The following is a 19,206-nucleotide window of genomic DNA, read 5'->3' as shown; positions in this document are numbered from 1 at the left end:
AATGATACCTTTGAGTAGTTAGTTTAAAAAGCAATACAACCTAAATAAAATGAACAAATCAACAGTAAAAGAAATTGAAAAACGTTTTGATAATGATGTTGAAAGATTTTCAAATTTAGACACCGGTCAAGTGGCAACAATTGACGCACAAATTTCTCTTGAACTACTTACAGAAGCCTCAAAAAGAATAAATCCTACTGCAAAAAACTTGCTAGATATAGGTTGTGGTGCTGGAAATTATACGCTAAAAATGTTATCTAAAATAGCGCATCTAAACTGTACCCTAGTTGATTTAAGTAAACCCATGTTAGATAAAGCGCTAGAGCGGGTTTCTGCTCAAACTAATCAGAATGTCCAAGTATTGCACGGAGATATTAGAGATGTAACGCTAAAAGAAAATCAGTATGATATTATACTAGCAGGTGCAGTATTGCATCATTTAAGAGATGATAAGGATTGGGAGACCACATTTAAAAAATTATACAAATTACTGAAGCCAGGAGGGTGTTTAATGATTTCTGATTTGGTGAAACAAGAAACAGACGCTATAAATGAATACATTTGGGAACGTTATGGAGAATACTTAGAAAGTGTTAATGGAAAAGCATATAGAAGAAACGTTCTTGAATATATTGAAAAGGAAGACTCTCCAAGGTCTATCACCTATCAATTAGAATTAATGAAAAAAGTAGGGTTTAAGAAGACAGAAGTTTTACATAAAAACATGTGTTTTGCAGCTTTTGGAGGGATTAAATAACCTCTACACATCAATATATAAAAAAACAGTCTTATTAGGGCAATCTGCTAGGTTTGCCCATTTTCACTATCTTTCCTCGATCAAAAAAGTACCGTATTAAATCTGCTACTTTTAGTATACCAACAACTAACAAAATTATACGTGAGCTTTATTCAATTTTTGAAATATCTGGCAGTAATGATTATCGCAACTTTTCTTACATTCTTTTTTCACGAAATGAGTCATTGGATTGCTTATGAATTATTAGGATACGATGCAGGATTCACTCTAAATGGAGCTTCTGTAAAAGATGCTTCTATTAAGTTACCTAAAACACATCGTATGATCACCAGTGCTGCTGGCCCCCTATTTACCATCATCCAAGCAATTGTATTTTATTTTATTTTAAAGAAACACAAAAACATCATGCTATATCCTTTTCTGTTCTTACCATTTGTTATGAGATTAGGAGCTTCATGGGCAAATCAATTTCAACCAAACGATGAAGGAAGAATTAGTCTGGATTTAGGCTTAAACCTCTATACTATTTCAACCATTATAGTAGTTTTTTTATTCTTTTTAGCATTTAAAATTTCAAAGAAACATAAGTTTTCAATAATGTTAAATAGCATCACTTTTATAATTTCTATACTACTTCTATTCAGTGTTGCTTATTTAGATTTCAAGTATAAAATTAGATTTGTTTAAACAAACGCAACAAAAGCGCTGAGATTAAATATAGTAGTACATTAACGAAGCCCCCCATAAAATGACAGTTAGATCAGTTAAAATTTATAATGGGAATATTGTAGAAAATAAATATTTATACCATTCCATAAAAAAACTACTCCAACCTGATTACCAAGATTTTACTTCAGTTCTGGAAAGAGAAACAAAACGGTGTAAAAACGTCTACTTTTTAGAAGTTAAAGGAATTGTTGTAGGTTTTTTCATGACCAACTGGGAAAGTATTTCGGGAAAACACGCTGTCTATTTAGGACTAAATGCTGTTCACGAAAAATTCAAAAATAAAGGACTCACTACCCTGCTTTACTTAAGATTTATTGAAGATGGAATTTTATTTGAAAAACAAGAAAAGACTAAACTTATACTGTGTGCAACTACCGCTTCACCTGCAGTAGTTAACGCGGTACTAAAATTATCTCGAAATTGTTCCCCAAACAAAAATGGAGAGTTTAATAATTACCATAAAAATCTAGCAATCTCATATGCCATCAAACATGATTTAAAATACAGTAAAAATCATCCATTTATACTAAAGAATGCGGCAACTAAAACGCTATACTCAGCAAAAGAAAATGAGAGAATAGAAAAACTTGTTAATAAACATAGTTTTAGCCTCTTTGAAAAATTAGGAATTAAAGAAAAAAAAGGTGACAGATTATTAATGATTTGCGAATTACCTAAAAAAGAATCCTATTTAAAAATAAAGAACACATGTGAATATGTGATGAAAAAAAAATTAGCTAAAACTTTATGGTGATAAAGATCAAATCAATACCAGTCAGGTTACCGCTGCCATTTTCTAAGTAACGTATACCTTACTCCTTTACCTTCTCCAAGGCCCTTCAAAATGGCTATTTTTTATCTATTGCTAAAAAAATGCTACAAAACTACTCATGGTTATGGTTTCCCGTAGCAAGAGAGTTTCTTATTTTTTTATGTTTGAATAATCATCTCATTAAGACCATTTTCAAAGCTTACTTTTTAATATCATTTATAAAAAAGTAGGCAGGTATTTTATAGTTAAAATTCTCAAAAAGTATTGATCATGGTTTAGATGAGATCATAAAATACAACCACAGAAATGAAATTACTGCCTTTTGAAAATATTATTTACAGGACAAAACTTGATTCAGAAGAAATTTTAAAAAGAATTGGTGATGTAATTGAACCTTATAGGAAATTTAGAATTATAGGAATCTTCGGTATTAGTAATTATGAACCTTATCAAGGAAATATAAATGGATCTTCGTTTAGTGTTTCAAGAATCATTGGTTACAAAAACTCATTCCAACCAAGAATAAAAGGAACTATTGAAAAGGATTTTAATGGTATAAAGGTAAAGGTAAAAATGAGGTTATCTCCCTTTATTTTGACCTTTGCACTTCTATGGTTTGCATTCGTTATACTAAGTTTTGCAAGTATATTAACTATTTGTATTAAAAAAGGATCCTTTGAACCCATTATTTTTATCCCATTAGGAATGTTTTTCTTGGTGTATGGACTTACCACTGGAGGATTCAAATACGAAAGCATGAAATCAAAAGAATATTTTGCACAATTGTTTGAAGCGGAAATTGAAAACTAAACCAATAGCTAGTTATGCTATTTAAAAATGCCTGAACCGTAATTTAAATTAACTGCGGTAAAACATTTTAAAACGATAAAACTAATTGAATGTAAAATACATAGAATGCTTAAATTTTTGGAGAAATATGAAGTAGCTCTAACAGAAGGAACATCACTATTAACCTGTATAGCGTTTTTTGGATCTGAAATAATGGGAAGAATTTTTGTTGAGATTTTTAATCTTAATAAAACGATAGGCTGGAAATGGAGTATTCTAAACACATGGATTGATTATACTCCTATATTTTCTTTTCTAATATTTGTGGGAATCTATGCTGTTATAAATACAATAAAAAAAAGAACCGATCTTATTCTCTCTGCCCTACACATTTTATTTATTACGCTAAGCACATTTTTATTTAATTTCTGGGAGATAGATTTAAGGGTTTGTCTTTTTCTATTTTGTGTTTCCCATATAGTTTTTGCAATAAATGTTTATACTGTACTCATCCATAACAGCAATTCTGACTAAGCTATCTCTATTATTTTCTAAATGAAAGAATCTTATTGATATCTATTGGTACCTACTTCCATTATTAAAAGTCAATTGGTTAAATGATGGCTGTAAACCTACTGGTTAATCTTATAACTTTTAATACGCAAGATCCCTAAAAATATAACTCCATTTCACTTTAGAAAGCACTACTTTTATAAGTGTTTTACGAGTTTACAATAAATTCCCATCAAACTTATTAGAATCCATTAGAAAAAATGAAAAAGTTAACCTTAGCATTAGACTGGACGCCAAACATAAATCATATTGGATTCTTTATAGCCAAAGAAAAAAAAATCTACGAAAAACTTGAATTATCTCTCAATATACTAGATCCAAACGAAGATAATTATGCGTTTACACCTGCCAAAAAAGTAGAATTGGGCATTGCAGATTTTGCTTTATGCCCTACAGAAAGCATCCTTAGCTACCGTACTAAAAAAAATCCCTTTCCACTTATTGCCATTGCTACTATTTTTCAAGAAGACTTGAGTGCTCTCGTAGTAAAACAAAACAAAGGCATCTTTACCCCGAAAGATTTAGATGGAAAAACCTATAGCTCCTATAAGGCGAGATATGAAGACGCTATTGTAAAGCAAATGATAATAAATGATGGTGGCCAAGGAGAAATAAATATTGATTACCCTCACAAACTAGGTATCTGGGACACCGTTTTAAATGATTCTTTTGATGCTACTTGGATCTTCCTAAACTGGGAAGGAGTTGAAGCAGCATCCTTGGCGATTCCACTATCCCTCTTTAAAATGAAAGATTATAATATCCCATACTCATATTCCCCGGTAATTGCTACTAGTGAGAATGCTATTGAAAAAAATAAAGAGGCCTATACTAAATTTCTAGAAGGCACTAAGCAAGGTTTCTTATATTGTACAGAAAACCCTGAAGAGTGTGTTACTTTATTTAAAAAATATATTCCGGAAAAAGATCAAGATATCAACCTTTATAAAGCATTGGAAATGTCTTTAAGCGCTTTTGGAAATCATGAAACCTGGGGGCATATTCAAGAAGATGTTATTGCAGAATTTCTGCAATGGATTTACAATAAAAAACTAGAAACAACCCCGGTAGATTTAACAAATCTATTCACCAATACACTTAATCGCTCCTAAAGCGAACAAGAAAGTGCTACATCTATAAATAATACTGATTTATTTCTTTGTCATAAATCTTGCTCCCATTTGTGTCCAATTATAGTTCACCACACAATGGTACTAAAAATCTCTCATAAAATAATGATACTGGTTTTGTAATGTCTCTAAGAATATTTGAATGGTACTTTTTACAGATACGTACAGAACACTAAGACTAATACCTCACTTATTGGTGCTAATTTTATATATTGCCCTTGAGATATACGAAAAACCAATGTTATGGGCTGATCATATGCTTGAAACCATAACACGCAACCTTTTAAAACTTTCTACATCTTTAAAAAAAACATATGTTCAAAAAAGTATTAAAATTTATAGTTATAATCCCTTTTTTGGTGGCTTTTCAGTGCGATGAGGAATTGGAAAGTGACATTACATTCAATGATTATACTGTTAATATCACCCCTCAATCCTCTTTTTCTATAGACGATACTATTTGGATAAGTGGCATTGTTTCTTCACAAGCTTACGATTCATCTATTAATGATTCTATTTTTTATGATAGGTATCAAGGAGATGTACTTTCCATCATGAAATTGATAGCACCTACAGAACTTTCAAACTGTATAGATGCTATTGATAATTTTGAATTAATTGTCCAGCTAGGTGAAATTAGTTTCTTTCCGCGTTGTGAAAATGCAGAAATGACAGTCACCCCAGAATTATCTTCCGATAACTTATCTTTTAGATATAGAATAGGGCTTAAACCTTTGGGAACTGGAGATTTTGTCATAAGTTGGCAAAATAGCAATCTACAAAATGAAAATAGAAATGAATCTATTATTGATAAATATCCTATTGAAAATCATCCTAACCAAATTGGGTTTAATAAGTGTGGAAAAGTTTCTTGGAGATTGCTAGATGAATCAAATAAGGAATTCTATTTCAGCGTTGAGTAAAAAAACACTTGCAAGATCTTATAATTTCAAAAATTTTAACAAGATAACCGCTTTCAAAAGGCGGTTTTTATTTTGAGAAGATGGTTGAAAGAAAATTTAAATCGAGAAAGGATTCAAAAAACTTAGCTACTATAATTATTATAAGGTATATACGAATCTAAAGGTTACAAATCTGGGTTGAATAAAAGTTTCCGAAGTAAAAACCGAGAGGTTATTTGCATTGTTCCGAACTTGAGAATCAATATCTAAGAGATTGGTAGCCTTAATCTCATATTCCCATTTAGCATCTCTATTTTTTCTATAGGAAAGCGTGGCATCCCAATTCTGGAAAGATTGAGATTCTCCATTACCCAAATCTTGATTTGTATAGGTATAATTAGTACGAAACGTAAACGCTTTCCAAATATAAGCATCAAACTCAACAGAGGGTGCATTGGTCACAAACCTAGTTTTACGGCTCCCTTGATTGTTATTAGTAATGCTATAACGGTATCTTACACTTACATTGGGTGCTTCCTTGTAATTGGTGCGAATACCTGGAGTATACGTTTGCGTATACCCTTCATTTAGTGATTGTTGCGCCTGAATAAATTGATTAATCTTACTATAATTAAAACTGGCATTGATGCTTCCTCTTATTTTACCAAAAGTGCGCTGTATGCGTCCAAAGACGTTCACATTCTCATCGGAAAAGCTAGAATTAAAAAAAGTACTTGTACGGATTACATTTTCAAAATTTGTTAAATTTCGTATCTGATCAATATTACTGGAATACGCTACTCTTGCAAAAACATTGGTATAATTAAAAAGGTTGAAACTACTGTAAAATAAACTCACATTATGTGATAAGGCATTCTGCAGATCGGGTTCTCCAAATTGAATACTATTAAAATTATTCAATACTATGCCCTGCGCTAATCGTGTCACATCTGTAAATTGATTCCGCATGTCATATCGCAAGGTCAAAGCTTCATTCTTTTTGAACTGGATTCGGGTTTCAAAATCGGGTAAAAACCGAAAGAAGTTATCTTTAAAAGTCTCACCAAACTGGGTGTTTTTATTTCCATAGGCATGGACAGAAAATCCTGGGGTAATAGTAAATTTTCCGGTTTTCAACCGGTAATGAAATCCCAAATACACATCGCTAAAATTATACTCTGTATCATTACTCGCCAATCCCTCATTAAAAGTGGGTGTAGGGGTAAACTGAGAGCCGTCTTCTAAGAATTGAAAAATAGTACTGTTGAATTCTTGCCTACTTAAAATGGTGCCCAGCGTTACATTGATATTGCTTTTGGCATTAATAATGTGGTAATAATCAAGTTTTGCATCTAATTGATTAGACTTAATGCGTCTATTCTGTCCGAGGTCATAGGTGTTTAAAGAAGTATCTAATCCCAAGGCATCTGCTGTGGTCTCAAAAGCATCCTCACCATCTGGATCCTTTACCAAAAGCGCATTGTAAAACGGATCTTCATCCTTTAGCAAATGCTGCGCTTCAAAAGAAAAGATATTGTTTTCATTAAGCGTATAATAATAATTTATATTTTGATTGAGGCTAAATGGGGTGACTTCATCTAGCTGATTGGTTGTTCCAATTACCGAAGAGAACAGCTCTTGATTTTGTGAATCATTAGACATACGCCCTATAATGTCATAATCTAATTGATTATTGTTATTGGGTTGGTAGGAAGCGCTTAGCTTCAACAATCCTTGATTAGAACGTTCTGTACTTGATTGTTCTGTGGTTTCATCAGGAATTCCCAAATCTGGATCTGTATATTGTACAAAACTGGTTTCTCTAGAACGAATACGACTGCTATTGAAAATAAAGAATCCGCTTAAATCCAATGCTTGCGTAGGAGAATAGCTAAAATTAACCGTCCCTAATTTATTCTCTACTTCTTGGGCATTCCCTTGATTTGTTAAAAAATTAAGGCCATTGTTTCCCAAATTAATACTCGTTCCACTACTCCTGCTTGGTGCCCTAAAGCCGCCACCAAAATTTCTAATATCGCGCCGTGTCAAGGCAACCTCCCCAATATTATTGATATCACCTATAAAATTAAGGCTGTATTTTGGACTGTAATAGAATAGCTTGGGCTGCACTAAATAAAGAGGATTTTCTGGCGAACTTCCCCCGCCCGCCGTGACCGTACCAAACCAAAAGTTCTCCTTTCCTTCCTTAAGTTTAATATTTAGAGCTACATTGTCTTGGTTGTTCGTTACACCTCTTAGTTGACCTACTTCAGAATAGTTACGCAATACCTGTATCTTATCTACTGCCTTAGAAGGAATGTTTTTAGTGGCTAATTTGGTGTCCCCATCAAAAAAATCCTTTCCATTAACCATTAACTTATTGACTACCTTACCTTCTACTTCTATCTGTCCATCTTCATTGATCTCTACACCCGGTAATTTCTCAAGTACATCTTCTAAATTCCGTTCGGTTCCATTTTTAAAAGAGTCTGCATTGTAAACCAAAGTATCTCCTTTGATGGTCACTGGCATTTCATAGATAACTTCCACCTCATCAAGGGCATTTTCTGCTACAAGTATATAATCTTTTATAAGATCACTTTCTTCTGTTGAAAGAATCTCTTCAAAAGTCTTCATCCCCACATAGCTAATCTGAATTTTATAGGTGCCATTCTTGCCCAACTCTAACTTGTATTTCCCGTCTTTATTAGTTATCCCATACGCTTCTAAACCACTTGTTTTTTGATTGATAGCAATCACATTTGCTAATTCTAAAGGTAGATTTAAGCTATCTTTAACCACACCTTCTAGCTTGATTTGGGCATAGGAATGAGATGCTACCAAAAGTAGGACAATACTAAATACTTTTTTCATGATTGGGTGGTGATTGCAGATATATATCACTAGAAGTTAGCAGCTATCAATTTCTTCTTCTTCCACGGTTATTTCTCATTTCTTTCATTTTTTCCGTGATCGTAGCCTTGTATTCCATCTTCATAATCTCTTTCCCTTTTTTGGGAGCTTCAATTTTAATCTTTTCCTTAGGGTTAATTACTATTTTAGAGCACAACATTATAGTATTGCCTGCACTCACTTCCAAAATAAGACCTGGCAGTCCCCAATATTCCGCCGGTCCGTGGCTTACAGGTATTTGAGGGGTATACCATGCTTCAACTTCTGTCATGTCTACCTCTTCTTCTATTTCAACAGCAATCCCTGTAGAATCCTTTTTCATTTTGTTGGCATTCGCTCTTAATTCACTCCATGAAAATGAATACCAGGTGAGCGCTGCCGTAGGAACTGAAGCCGTTGCTTTAAAACACATATACTGTCCTATTTGCTTTGATTCCTTACCCATCTTCCATTCTATAGCCAATAATTTATCTTTCACTAAGAATTGTTTACCGTAGAATTCCTGACTCTGAATTAATGCATTTTCTTTTACATTTTTGTATTGCTCACCTGCAGAGAAATTCTTTCCCCAGGAATCTGTTGCGCCAGAAATGGCATCTATTTTATCTTCTTCATTAAATAGAGACTCTTCCTTATTAAAATTCAATACATAGGTTTTCTCTAATCGGTTTTTCAACCGTGCCTGTATTTGTGATTTCTGTGCTTCACTCATTCTTGCACCCCAAGTGCCAAGATCCATCTTAGACTTGGCAAAATAAACCGCCTGACCTTGATATTCTTGAACATTTGGTTTTAATGATAAAAGCAATAAAAATAGAAGTACACTAAATTTGAAGAGTATAGATTTCATGACTGGTTCTAAAATTATCTTGTTTGTTTAACGAAAATATATAAAGATTAAACATTTTGGCGTTGTTTACCAAAATATTAACACTAATTACTAAGTAAAATTTAGTAGCTAACCTCTAAGACTCAATCTACTTATAAGCGTTCTCCCTCAAGAAATATAAAGTAAGAAACTACACTTTCTATTATTTGTACATTTCTCAAAAACTGATTTCCTTGCTTGTTTTTTAATTTCAGCGCTTCAAAACTCTATGAGCTAATCATTCCTAGAAAATCAGTTTATTTTTTGTGCAAGCATTTCGCAACTCCCAAAACGCAAAGAAAAGAGCAGGATTATGGTTTTCTATAGTCAACAAACCGTTTATTTTTTTTAAGTTTGAAATTGTAATCTATTTAAGACAATGTAATAATGAATACTTACAATTAAATACGCGCTATTAAAAATAAGTATCAGTTTAATTTACAACCACTTAACATGGCCTTATATCAAACACTTGTACTATTTACAACTCCATTATTCACAATTAGAATTAAACACTATTTATTAAGATGAAAAATTTATTATTTATAGGTGCCTTGCTCACAACCGGAATGCTTTTTACGAATTGTTCTGGCAGTGATGATGACAACGGAAACATAAATGAAAACATGGTAGACACCACTGCACCCACTATTGCTATTCAAAGTCCTAATGAAAATCAAACTTATTCTACAAATCTAGGTGGGTTTTTAGGCTCCGAATTAGTTCAAATTAATGCTCAAGGTATTGATGAAACGAAAATGGCTTCCATAAAATTAACCGTTACTGATAGTGAAGGAACTATTCTGCTGGAAAAAACTCAAGAAAGTGATGCTGACACAGAAGCGACGCTTAGCATATCTGACGGATTTGAAACGACCAATGCCGGAACCTATACTATTGTATTTACGGCTACAGATGATAGCGGAAATGTGGGAGTCTCAAATCCAAGGACTTTTACTTACGAAGATTAATTACTACGGGGGTAATAACTTTAATTATCCAGCTGATACAGTAACTACATATCTTATAAACCATTAATGGGTATTAACAGCATTGGTTAATGCTGCTAATACCCATTTACGAGACACACCTCTCATTTGTAAAAATTCAGGATTACGGCTTTCCAAGATAAGAGATTGATTACCTATAAACTTCCTCAAGTTAAACATGAAGGAATCTAGAGGATATAAAATGATCACCAGATCATTACTTTTACAAAATGATACTAATAATTGGAGCTGGCTTATCTGGTCTTTTAATAGGCTACCGTCTCAAAAAAGAAGGGATTCCTTTTAAAATTCTAGAAGCGAGAAATAGAGTTGGTGGAAGAATAAATACGCTATATGGAACCACCAATACACCTGTTGAAATGGGAGCTACCTGGTTTACCAATCAACACAAGCATCTCATAGCGCTTTTAGAAGAATTAGAAATTGATTGGTTTGAACAATATATGGATAGTACTGTATTTTATCAAGCCTCGGCGGCGGCTCCAACACAAATTGTACAAATTCCTAGTCAGCTCCCTAGTTACAGAATTTCTGGTGGCACCTCGCAACTTATAAACACCTTACTAGAAAGACTAGATAAAGATGATGTTTTGCTTAATCAATCCGTAAAAGAGATCAAAATTTATGAAAATTCGGTTCTCGTAAACGCAAAAGAACCCTTTAAAGGCAAGAGCGTTGTTTTAGCCATACCTCCCAAGTTATGGGCTAAAAAAATCTCGTTTGAACCTTATTTGCCAACTGAACTATTGAATGTTGCGAAGCAAACGCACACTTGGATGGAAGACTCCATTAAAATTGCTTTGACGTATAAAGTCCCTTTTTGGCAAAAAGAAAATCTACCCGCAACCTTATTTAGTACTGCAGGACCTATTACAGAACTATATGATCATTGCAATCACAAAAGATCTAGATACGCACTTTGTGGATTCATAAACTCGTCCTTTAAAAATCTTCCCTATGCAGAGAGGCGCACCAGTGTAATTGACCAATTAAAAAATACTTTTGGCCCAAGCGCAGAAGAATTTATGGATTATGAAGAATGCATCTGGAGTAAAGAAGAAAACACCTTTGAAGCATCTGATGCTTTTCTTTTTCCGCATCAAAACAACGGCAACCCCATTTTTAATGAGTCCATTTTTGAGGATAGATTATTGATCTCTAGTGCTGAATCCGCTCCAGAATTCCCAGGATATATGGAGGGTGCAGTATATTCAGCAAATTCAACTGCGCTAAAATTGATACAAAAATCATGAATACGATTCATCTCTTTATTTTTCAATAACTGAAAAACCTAGCTTTTTATAAAAAAATCAAAAAAACTGTGATAAATTTCAATACACTGCGAATAATGAAGTAAACAGTTTTCACTTTGGACAAAAATAGGGACATATTTATTTCAATACTCGAAAATCATAAGGGTATTATTTTTAAGATAGTCAATTCGTACTGCAAAGAAGTGGAGGATAGACAAGACCTGATTCAAGAAATTATCATTCAACTATGGATTTCATTTCACAAATACAACAATCAATTCAAATTATCTACTTGGATTTATAGAATTGCTTTAAATACTTCTATCTCATTTTACAGAAAAAACAAAGTAAGAAACGAAAAGACCGTTTCTGTATCTCCCTTTCTTGAAACCACTTTAAAAGAAGATGAACCTCTTCAAGAAAATTCTGATTTTCTAAAACTACAGGCTTTTATTCAAGACTTAAAAGAAGTAGACAAAGCATTAATCCTACTCTACCTAGACGGACTCACCCAAAAGGAGATTGCCAAGATAATTGGCATAACCCCCACAAATGTGGGTACTAAAATTGAACGTATTAAAAAATCACTTAAAGAAAAATTTAAAAAGCAATAACATGAAAGACCTAGAATTAATAAACCTCTGGAAAGCATACGATGAAAAGTTAGATAAGGTACTCTCAATCAATAAAGAAATAGTTTTTAATTTAACCAAAGAGAAAGTGAGTAGTACACTTGGCAAAATGCGGATACCTAAAACCATCATGCTTCTGCTTGGCATCCCCTATACCTTATTGCTATATGCAGTTACAATTATTGGGTACCATGCAGGAGGAGTTTTTGTGACTTTAGGCTTTGGCTGTATTAGTTTAATTATGACTTTGACGATTATTGGGTATTTTTATCACCTGTATTTGATCAATTCTGTAAATCGCTTCCTAGACATTATAGAGGTTCAGAAAAAAATAGCAAAATTAAAAATCTCAAGCTTTAATATGGTTCGTTTGGCCATTATTCAAATCCCATTTTGGTCTATTTGCTGGGTGAGTTTAGATGCCTTAAAAGAGTCACCTTTTATTTATGGAGGAGTTCATTTAATCGTTCTTTTAGGATTCATTTATCTTTCCTATTGGCTTTATAAAAGTTTACATTCTCAAAAGCCCCATTCAAAAGTCCGCCAATTTTTCCTCTCAGGAGTAGAATGGGAACCTATTACAAAAGCCTCTGAAATTCTAGCACAATTAAAAGATTTAGAAGACCCATCCTAACAATCAGGTTTCAGCGCTTCTTATCTAAAAGAAGCCGCATAACTACTAAGTTCAAGATTTTAGTATATTTGAGAAGTAGCCAAATCTTATTCGTGGGAACCTTCTAAAAAAGTAATCACAAAAAGCAATAGATTTGACTTGCGATAGGCAGAAAGAAAACTACCTATGTTTTATCCGCTTCACATATTTGAATATGGTGCGTTATTCTAAAACAATGGTGGTATATTAAATAAATAAGGTTGCTTAAAAAATGAAAAAAACTAAAAGAGATTCAACATGGAATTTTTTGCTATATCCTACCCTACTACTGTTTATTTTTAGTCAATCTTGTAACACCGCAAACAAAACAGTTGCACCACCAAAAAGCACTAGTGTTAAAAAAATAAAAGTATGGGCAGACAGCATTAGTAGGCCAGCTTACAGCATTCCAGAATTCAAAACGGCACCTCATACACTAGCATCGGAAGGAAACCAAATTTTTGCAGTTGTACGTACCGTATTTCAGGACAAAAGCGGAAATCTTTGGTTTGGTGGTCAAGGAGGATTGAGCCGTTATGACGGAACCTCCCTTGTTTACTTTGACCTTAAAGATGATTTTAATAAAAGTATTACCGTAAAGACCATTGTACAAGATAAGTTCAACAATATATGGATTGGCCATTCTGGAGGTATCACCAAATATGACGGTACATATTTTACCAGCTTTAGTGAGAAAGATGGACTCCTTAGCAACGATGTTTGGAGCCTGACCACAGATAGCAAGGGAACGGTTTGGATTGGCACATTAAAGGGAGTGAATTATTTTAATGGAGAAGTTTTTACCCCATTTAATATTCCAGAAGCTAAACCCGACTATACCAGAGGAATTACCAGCTCAAAAATTGTGCATTGTATTATGCAAGATAGTAAAGGAAACATATGGTTTGGCACAAATGGAGGTGCTTATGTATACAACCAAAAAACATTAGATAATATTTCAGAGAAAGAAGGGCTTTGTAACAACGCAGTAAATGATATAATAGAAGATAAAAATGGAAATATCTGGTTTGCTACCACTCATAATGGCATCTGCCTTTTTGATGGAAAATCATTTATCCATATGGAAGAAAATAGCATAGTTCAAGGTAAAGAGGTAGGGAGTATTCTAGAAGATCATAACGGAAACATCTGGTTTACGGCTAAAGGTTTTGGAGTCTACCGCTACGATGGAAACACTTTCACCAATTTCCATGAAGAGGAAGGGCTAAATCACCTTACTTTTCAGATTTATGAAGACCAAAAAGAACAGCTTTGGTTTGTTGGGTTCAAAGGTGCTTTTCGCTATGATGGTAAGTCAATAGTAAATGTTTCAAAAGCGGGCCCCTGGACTAAATAAAAAAATTAGTTTATCTAGGAATTTATTCTTTTTCCGAGGTATAAAAGGTATTTTACGTAAAAAATTTATTTTTAGAAGTTACATCAAATTCTCCATAAAAGAATGAAAAATATAACTAAACATACCTTTGCCATAATTGGCATATTTCTCATCCTTATTCTTGGGCTGTCTGCCTACTATACCTATGCAACCTTAGGCTTCCCAGATGGGCATCTTACGGAATACGACAGATTTTATAAAAGAATCTTATATCCATCATTTTTAGTCTTTAATTTTCTATTTGCGCTTTTGTTTATAAGAACCATCTATCTAAAGAAAAAACAAAGGCTCCTATTCATGGTATACCTTGTGCTCTTTGTGCTATTCACCATAGTTGAATTTTATCTATCTACCAATCTTGAAAACGGACAAGGCGAATAGGTTTTAAAGTTTAAGAAAATACTTTGAGAGTAGTATCCATTTTTAATAGCCCCGTTACTTACAATTCTCAAATCTTAATTAAATACCCATGAAAGCAACACATTCAACCAAGGAGCATCTTTAACACCTGAATATTATAGTTAGTGCCAAAAACATACACTTCTTCTTTTTAGAAAGCCATTACACTTTTCTTAGCTTATCTTATTAATTTGCTTTGATGCATTTCTTAAAGTTATATAGCTCAGAATTAACTCTTATATATTTAAATATCTAAATACTTATTTTATTTTTAGTATTTGTAACTTTGAGCCAGACACCCTTTATATACCATTAAAAACCCGTAACTTATAAAGTAGGGTCGTCTTAAAAATGACCTTTATTAACTTTATATATTGAAATCTATTACATGTCTATTTCAAAACTAATTCCAAATCCGTATGACAAAAACTCAACCCTTTCAGATCTGGAAAAAAAGAAAATATTAATCAAACAAGGACTTAGCTTAAAGGTTCCAATTAAGCATATATTTCTTTTAATTATCCTTGGATTTTATCTCATCCATTATTTAAAAACTCCGTCAATAATTGTAACAGTATTAATAGGAACCGAGATTTTCATAAATTTAATTGCAATCTACATTAAAATTAAAGCCTTAAAATCAATTAAAACAATAAATATTCAAGATGATGGAAAAGGTTACAGAAACTTATTAATAACCAATGAATATTGGGAATTTATTAAATCATTTTTTGGTGTGATTGCTAATAGTATTAGTATTACTATAATTTTTGTTTTTTTTTCATCAGAAATTTCAAATTTTGCTGCTCAAAACCCATCTCTTCTATTTATAACAAAAGGGGCATTCAAGTTTATATTTTTTGTCTTTGTTATTTATAGGGTATTTGAATTTATGACAAAACTAATTAGATACTATTGGATTAGTAACCTAAAAGAAAGTAACAATTTTGCACAAATTAATCAGGAATATATCCTAATAGAAAAAAAGCTTAAACTTATAAAATTTATACCTTCAGTAAGCATAATCTTATGGTTGGTATTTTTGAGTGGATTCCCGTTTTGGTTTTCATTTATAGTTGGAGGATTTATGCTATTAATGGTTCTATTATCTATCATAGAATTAAAAAGAATAAAAAGTATCCAGTTTCATAATAAAGTAATAGATTCTTCTAATGCCATTCAAGGTAAAACAGAAAATTATCAAATAGATCCTTACAATGTACATCGTAAAATAGAAAATTATCAGGATGAGGAAATTGCCGGAGCTGTTTTTGGAATCATCGAAACTGCAACAGGTTTTAAAGACCTATTTAAAGCTAGAGGGGTATCAATTTTAGGAAAAGGAAAAGTGAAATTTTCAGAAAACTCATTGTTATTAACCAATTATAGATTACTTCTAGTACAAATACCCGTTCCAGGGGGCAATAAGATGATTGGAGAAACTGATTATGTTTCTGAAAATTTCTTTTTCAACAGAGGAGAAATAAGACAACTAGGGGAAGAAATGTTAAAAACAAATTCTATTACACAATTCCTTAAACTTACCACAAACTATTTATTGTACGAGGAGGTTAAAACGGTGACCTTACACCAAACAAAAATTATTATTGAAAAATTGTCCGGAGATAAATTAGGGTATTTCTTCATGGATAAGGAATATATTGAACCACTTAAAGAACTATTACAATTATATTTAAAAGAAAAGTTTATTAACAAATAACTAGTTACAGCAAAGAATACCAATGATAATAACTAGTCTCATTTTTAAAAAAAATAATTTTTCAACACTATATAATTTGCTCCTACTCCTAATATGTGATTGATAAAAAACGATACGTTTTACGACTATTTTGACGAGTACCGCTTTTACATTTTTGTATAAATGTTTGCGATAACAAGCCTATTGCATATGTTTAAAGTAAGGAAATAATTCATTTTATTTCCATCTGTACTGTCAAGGGAATCCAAATATTCACAAATAGTCCACTTAAGCTTGGCATATCAAATATTTAAGAGATTTAAATACGGTATAGCATTATATACATAAATAACCTGAGTTTGATGTAAAAAGAACTACTTTTTCTATGGTTTTTTTCTTTTCCGCAGTGTAGCAGGCGTTTTCCGTTAAAAATTTTTGAAACCCCGCACTTTTTCAGATTAAAAATAAAAGTGGACTTTGGCGTCGTTAAGCCACCTTCCCACCCCATTTTTTACCTTGTTTTTAGGCTTGCCCTGCGCATAGAAAAGCTTACCTCTAAAGAATCATAGAAAATTAACTTTTGCCTATATATAAATATTGAAATACGTATTTTTACTCCAGATTTTTGGTGATTTTGATACAAACAGCTCGCTGGTGACATTTGCGAAATCCCATAGTTCTTGATAAACTCCTGAAATATTTTACGCTAAAAAACCAATCTAAATGAAAAGAATTCTATTGACCTTAATATTTTGCGGACTCACTTTAATTGCAAAATCACAGAACGCAAGTGTAGAGAAGTCAACTTACGGAATACAAACTGGTTTTTTAGGTGTTTGGGGGCATAACGAATCAAAGTTATCAAATCAAATTGCTTTAAGAACTGAACTTGGACTTGATACTGGAATTTTCGGAAGTGATGTTAATGATATTGATGGCCTAATTCTTATTCCCACGATCACATTAGAACCTCGTTGGTATTACAATTTGAATAAAAGAGAAAAGAAATCAAGACGAATCGATGGAAATAGTGGAAATTTCATTTCCTTAAAAACAACATACCATCCAGATTGGTTTGTTATTTCTAATCAGAATAACATTAATTTTATAAGTGATATTTCTATAATACCAACATGGGGAATTAGAAGAAATATAGGAACTCATTTTACATATGAGACTGGAATTGGAATTGGTTATGTTCATTACTTTAAGGAAGACAATGTTATTTTACTAAACCAAAGCGATGTTGTTGTCAATTTACATTTAAGAATTGGATATCGATTTTAACAACCAAAAAAATGAAATTTGTCCATTTCGTAGTATTCGTAATCACTGTACTAGCGCCCGCACTACTATTTTCTCAAAATAACAGCGCAATGACTACCAAAGGTACAATGCTTATTATGGGAGGTGACTGTACCAACGACTTCTTTATTTCAGAATTTGCAGGGCTTGTAGGTGGCATTGAAAGCAATATTGTGATCATTCCAACAGCGATGGAAGATAAATATATGGACTCTGAAACGGATCTTAACTTTTTGAAAAAACCATTCACAGCTATTGGTTTTCGTAATATTAAGATTGTTCATACTAGAGAACCCAAGGTTGCCAATAGTGATTCTTTAAATGCCATACTGTTATCTGCTGATGGAGTTTGGATAACTGGTGGCAGACAGTGGCGTTTGGCCAAAGCTTATAACGGCACAAAAATTCAAGGCTCTCTAAAAACCCTATTGAATCAAGATAAAGTTATTGCTGGTACTTCGGCTGGTGCCTCTATCATGGGAGATATTCTTGTGAGAGGTGATTCAAATACCTCAACCGTTATCCTAGGTGATTATCAAAACGGATTTGGATTTATCAATAATTTCGCCATAGACCAACATCATATCGCTAGAAATAGACAATTTGATATGTTTGAATTAAAAAATAAAAAACCAGATGTTTTGGGGATTGGAATTGATGAAAATACTGGAATTATTCTCAATGAAAATAAATTTAGAGTGATAGGTAAAAGTTATGTTACCATTTATGATGGCACAAGATGGTCTGAAGAAAGAGATACCGTATATCAATTAGAAAAAGACGATACACAATTTTATACGTTGGTACAAGGTTACGAATACGACCTGACCAAAAGAAAATTTATTCATAATACAGATAGAACAAAAGCATCATACAAGAAGGAAATGCTTAAAAACATCACCGGAACATATCAACAAACTGAAGGCTTAGAGTATGGTCAAGATTTAAGAATAACAGTGACTTTTGAAAACAACGAACTGTATTTTCAACAATCCTGGAATAATGCCAAATATAAAGTTGAATACCATTATTTGACGACATTTTTTAGACCCAATAGTATTTCATCCTATCATTTTGAGAAAAATAAAAATGGCATTATAGATGCTTTTACATTTTTTCAATTTCAATATGGCATAACAAAATGGATTAAACAATAGAACTTCTTATTAAAGCATAGCTATGGATAACTACGTACGTAATTAAATAACGTAAGTTTGATCTAATTTCAGTTTTATATTTTAATAGGACCTTTGAATTATTAAAAATATTGTGCATAACCTATTTACGTTCATTTTACTTGTCTAGGGGCAAACGTAAAGAAAACAGCTAGTAGCTGTTTTTAGTGAAGCAGTTAGGCTGCGTGGGGAAACCAAAAGAAAAGACAATTTAGAACTCAATTTTAATTCTTGTTTACATAGAACTGACGT

The 19,206-nt window shown here is 32.5% G+C and carries 18 protein-coding genes; 16 read left to right on the top strand and 2 right to left on the bottom strand.

Features of this window, described 5'->3' with window-relative positions; genetic code table 11:
* Nucleotides 1-49 precede the first annotated feature (49 nt).
* From WBG07_RS12395 to WBG07_RS12365, 7 genes are all read left to right on the top strand, one after another.
* Nucleotides 50-757, top strand: a complete 708-nt coding sequence (locus WBG07_RS12395; protein WP_340201744.1) for a class I SAM-dependent methyltransferase — start codon at nucleotides 50-52, stop codon at nucleotides 755-757.
* Between the two features lie 141 nt (nucleotides 758-898).
* Nucleotides 899-1,444: a hypothetical protein gene (locus WBG07_RS12390; protein ID WP_340201743.1), complete on the top strand. Its 546-nt coding sequence runs from the start codon at nucleotides 899-901 to the stop codon at nucleotides 1,442-1,444.
* A gap of 61 nt (nucleotides 1,445-1,505) precedes the next feature.
* On the top strand, nucleotides 1,506-2,240 hold the full coding sequence (locus tag WBG07_RS12385) for a GNAT family N-acetyltransferase (RefSeq protein ID WP_340201741.1): 735 nt from the start codon (nucleotides 1,506-1,508) through the stop codon (nucleotides 2,238-2,240).
* 324 nt (nucleotides 2,241-2,564) lie between these two features.
* Nucleotides 2,565-3,068 carry a hypothetical protein gene (locus WBG07_RS12380; protein ID WP_340201740.1) on the top strand — a complete coding sequence of 168 codons (504 nt, stop codon included), beginning with the start codon at nucleotides 2,565-2,567 and terminating at the stop codon, nucleotides 3,066-3,068.
* 105 nt (nucleotides 3,069-3,173) lie between these two features.
* Nucleotides 3,174-3,581 carry a hypothetical protein gene (locus WBG07_RS12375; protein ID WP_340201739.1) on the top strand — a complete coding sequence of 136 codons (408 nt, stop codon included), beginning with the start codon at nucleotides 3,174-3,176 and terminating at the stop codon, nucleotides 3,579-3,581.
* Between the two features lie 239 nt (nucleotides 3,582-3,820).
* Entirely contained in the window at nucleotides 3,821-4,732 is a 912-nt protein-coding gene (locus WBG07_RS12370; protein WP_340201737.1) for an ABC transporter substrate-binding protein, read from the top strand.
* A gap of 332 nt (nucleotides 4,733-5,064) precedes the next feature.
* The gene (locus WBG07_RS12365; protein WP_340201735.1) at nucleotides 5,065-5,673 is read left to right on the top strand and encodes a hypothetical protein; all 609 of its coding nucleotides are present in this window, start codon (nucleotides 5,065-5,067) and stop codon (nucleotides 5,671-5,673) included.
* Nucleotides 5,674-5,811: 138 nt separating this feature from the next.
* Here the strand turns inward: WBG07_RS12365 and WBG07_RS12360 are convergent, their stop codons facing one another.
* Together WBG07_RS12360 and WBG07_RS12355 are read right to left on the bottom strand one after the other, a co-directional pair.
* Entirely contained in the window at nucleotides 5,812-8,526 is a 2,715-nt protein-coding gene (locus WBG07_RS12360) for a carboxypeptidase regulatory-like domain-containing protein (RefSeq protein ID WP_340201734.1), read from the bottom strand.
* Between the two features lie 46 nt (nucleotides 8,527-8,572).
* Nucleotides 8,573-9,415: a GLPGLI family protein gene (locus WBG07_RS12355; protein WP_340201733.1), complete on the bottom strand. Its 843-nt coding sequence runs from the start codon at nucleotides 9,413-9,415 to the stop codon at nucleotides 8,573-8,575.
* Between the two features lie 545 nt (nucleotides 9,416-9,960).
* Here WBG07_RS12355 and WBG07_RS12350 point away from each other — a divergent pair.
* The 9 genes from WBG07_RS12350 (at nucleotide 9,961) to WBG07_RS12310 (ending at nucleotide 18,936) form a co-directional block, all read left to right on the top strand.
* Nucleotides 9,961-10,404: a hypothetical protein gene (locus WBG07_RS12350; protein WP_340201732.1), complete on the top strand. Its 444-nt coding sequence runs from the start codon at nucleotides 9,961-9,963 to the stop codon at nucleotides 10,402-10,404.
* A gap of 248 nt (nucleotides 10,405-10,652) precedes the next feature.
* Entirely contained in the window at nucleotides 10,653-11,696 is a 1,044-nt protein-coding gene (locus WBG07_RS12345; protein WP_340201731.1) for a flavin monoamine oxidase family protein, read from the top strand.
* A gap of 116 nt (nucleotides 11,697-11,812) precedes the next feature.
* Nucleotides 11,813-12,310 carry an RNA polymerase sigma factor gene (locus WBG07_RS12340; RefSeq protein WP_340201730.1) on the top strand — a complete coding sequence of 166 codons (498 nt, stop codon included), beginning with the start codon at nucleotides 11,813-11,815 and terminating at the stop codon, nucleotides 12,308-12,310.
* Between the two features lies 1 nt (nucleotide 12,311).
* Entirely contained in the window at nucleotides 12,312-12,962 is a 651-nt protein-coding gene (locus WBG07_RS12335; RefSeq protein WP_340201728.1) for a hypothetical protein, read from the top strand.
* 250 nt (nucleotides 12,963-13,212) lie between these two features.
* On the top strand, nucleotides 13,213-14,337 hold the full coding sequence (locus WBG07_RS12330; protein ID WP_340201726.1) for a ligand-binding sensor domain-containing protein: 1,125 nt from the start codon (nucleotides 13,213-13,215) through the stop codon (nucleotides 14,335-14,337).
* A gap of 102 nt (nucleotides 14,338-14,439) precedes the next feature.
* The gene (locus WBG07_RS12325; protein ID WP_340201724.1) at nucleotides 14,440-14,757 is read left to right on the top strand and encodes a hypothetical protein; all 318 of its coding nucleotides are present in this window, start codon (nucleotides 14,440-14,442) and stop codon (nucleotides 14,755-14,757) included.
* A gap of 406 nt (nucleotides 14,758-15,163) precedes the next feature.
* The gene (locus WBG07_RS12320; RefSeq protein WP_340201722.1) at nucleotides 15,164-16,495 is read left to right on the top strand and encodes a hypothetical protein; all 1,332 of its coding nucleotides are present in this window, start codon (nucleotides 15,164-15,166) and stop codon (nucleotides 16,493-16,495) included.
* Nucleotides 16,496-17,197: 702 nt separating this feature from the next.
* Nucleotides 17,198-17,761, top strand: coding sequence for a hypothetical protein (locus WBG07_RS12315; RefSeq protein WP_340201720.1), 564 nt, complete (start codon nucleotides 17,198-17,200; stop codon nucleotides 17,759-17,761).
* A gap of 11 nt (nucleotides 17,762-17,772) precedes the next feature.
* A complete protein-coding gene (locus WBG07_RS12310) occupies nucleotides 17,773-18,936 on the top strand; it encodes a cyanophycinase (protein ID WP_340201719.1) in 1,164 nt (387 codons plus the stop codon).
* Nucleotides 18,937-19,206: the final 270 nt, after the last annotated feature.

The sequence above is a fragment of the Ascidiimonas meishanensis genome (genome assembly GCF_037782385.1).
In the GTDB taxonomy this organism is placed as follows: domain Bacteria; phylum Bacteroidota; class Bacteroidia; order Flavobacteriales; family Flavobacteriaceae; genus Ascidiimonas; species Ascidiimonas meishanensis.
The sequence above is the reverse complement of the archived record's forward strand: the minus strand, read 5'-3'. Positions and strand labels throughout refer to the sequence as shown.

Coding starts and splice junctions, on each gene's coding strand:
- WBG07_RS12350 (WP_340201732.1), top strand. CDS start 9,961: ATGAAAAATTTATTATTTATAGGTGCCTTGCTCACAACCGGAATGCTT.
- WBG07_RS12325 (WP_340201724.1), top strand. CDS start 14,440: ATGAAAAATATAACTAAACATACCTTTGCCATAATTGGCATATTTCTC.
- WBG07_RS12335 (WP_340201728.1), top strand. CDS start 12,312: ATGAAAGACCTAGAATTAATAAACCTCTGGAAAGCATACGATGAAAAG.
- WBG07_RS12355 (WP_340201733.1), bottom strand. CDS start 9,415: ATGAAATCTATACTCTTCAAATTTAGTGTACTTCTATTTTTATTGCTT.
- WBG07_RS12330 (WP_340201726.1), top strand. CDS start 13,213: ATGAAAAAAACTAAAAGAGATTCAACATGGAATTTTTTGCTATATCCT.
- WBG07_RS12365 (WP_340201735.1), top strand. CDS start 5,065: ATGTTCAAAAAAGTATTAAAATTTATAGTTATAATCCCTTTTTTGGTG.
- WBG07_RS12360 (WP_340201734.1), bottom strand. CDS start 8,526: ATGAAAAAAGTATTTAGTATTGTCCTACTTTTGGTAGCATCTCATTCC.
- WBG07_RS12385 (WP_340201741.1), top strand. CDS start 1,506: ATGACAGTTAGATCAGTTAAAATTTATAATGGGAATATTGTAGAAAAT.
- WBG07_RS12370 (WP_340201737.1), top strand. CDS start 3,821: ATGAAAAAGTTAACCTTAGCATTAGACTGGACGCCAAACATAAATCAT.
- WBG07_RS12310 (WP_340201719.1), top strand. CDS start 17,773: ATGAAATTTGTCCATTTCGTAGTATTCGTAATCACTGTACTAGCGCCC.
- WBG07_RS12315 (WP_340201720.1), top strand. CDS start 17,198: ATGAAAAGAATTCTATTGACCTTAATATTTTGCGGACTCACTTTAATT.
- WBG07_RS12395 (WP_340201744.1), top strand. CDS start 50: ATGAACAAATCAACAGTAAAAGAAATTGAAAAACGTTTTGATAATGAT.
- WBG07_RS12320 (WP_340201722.1), top strand. CDS start 15,164: ATGTCTATTTCAAAACTAATTCCAAATCCGTATGACAAAAACTCAACC.
- WBG07_RS12380 (WP_340201740.1), top strand. CDS start 2,565: ATGAAATTACTGCCTTTTGAAAATATTATTTACAGGACAAAACTTGAT.
- WBG07_RS12345 (WP_340201731.1), top strand. CDS start 10,653: ATGATACTAATAATTGGAGCTGGCTTATCTGGTCTTTTAATAGGCTAC.
- WBG07_RS12375 (WP_340201739.1), top strand. CDS start 3,174: ATGCTTAAATTTTTGGAGAAATATGAAGTAGCTCTAACAGAAGGAACA.